At 42.2% G+C, this 429-nt stretch carries 1 protein-coding gene; it reads left to right on the top strand.

All coding sequences use genetic code 11. From position 1 onward, the window contains the following. Positions 1-138 precede the first annotated feature (138 nt). Positions 139-336 carry a hypothetical protein gene (locus Q1A48_RS21390; protein ID WP_299948904.1) on the top strand — a complete coding sequence of 66 codons (198 nt, stop codon included), beginning with the start codon at positions 139-141 and terminating at the stop codon, positions 334-336. Positions 337-429 lie beyond the last annotated feature (93 nt).

The raw sequence follows: 429 nt of genomic DNA, 5'->3' as shown, positions 1-429 counted from the left end.
TTTAACCATCGCCGCATTCTCGAGCCGATTGGCGATATGCCTCCAGCCGAATACGAAAACCTGTATTATCAGCAAGCTGAGTCTGCCCAAATGGCATGACTCAAATCAAATTGCCTCCGACAAACCTAGGGTGATTCAATGGATGGTCACCTCCACAGATTCAAAAGTCTTTATGAAGCTCAAGAGTGGTTGCTGGAAGATGAGTTCGTATCTTTTGCATCCTTAGATGTCGATGATGAGAAGGAATACGAAATTACTCTGTCAAAAATAGTTACACCAAGTGCGGAATGTGAGGAAGAAGTTGTTAAATTAATGTATGTGCCAGCCAATGCATAACAAATAAGGATAAAGATACTAGGGGCTGTTCCCGTTTGGATGTAGCCTATTGATTTGTAAGAGCAAGCTCGCATTGTTGAGGTTCTAACACAA

It is taken from the genome of uncultured Microbulbifer sp. (assembly GCF_947489355.1).
Taxonomy (GTDB): Bacteria; Pseudomonadota; Gammaproteobacteria; order Pseudomonadales; family Cellvibrionaceae; genus Microbulbifer.
Note: the sequence above shows the minus strand (reverse complement) of the source record. Positions and strands in the feature narration are given on the sequence as shown.

What these genes read in the sequence shown, in the direction of transcription:
- Q1A48_RS21390 (WP_299948904.1), top strand. Translation starts at nt 139, where the DNA reads ATGGATGGTCACCTCCACAGATTCAAAAGTCTTTATGAAGCTCAAGAG.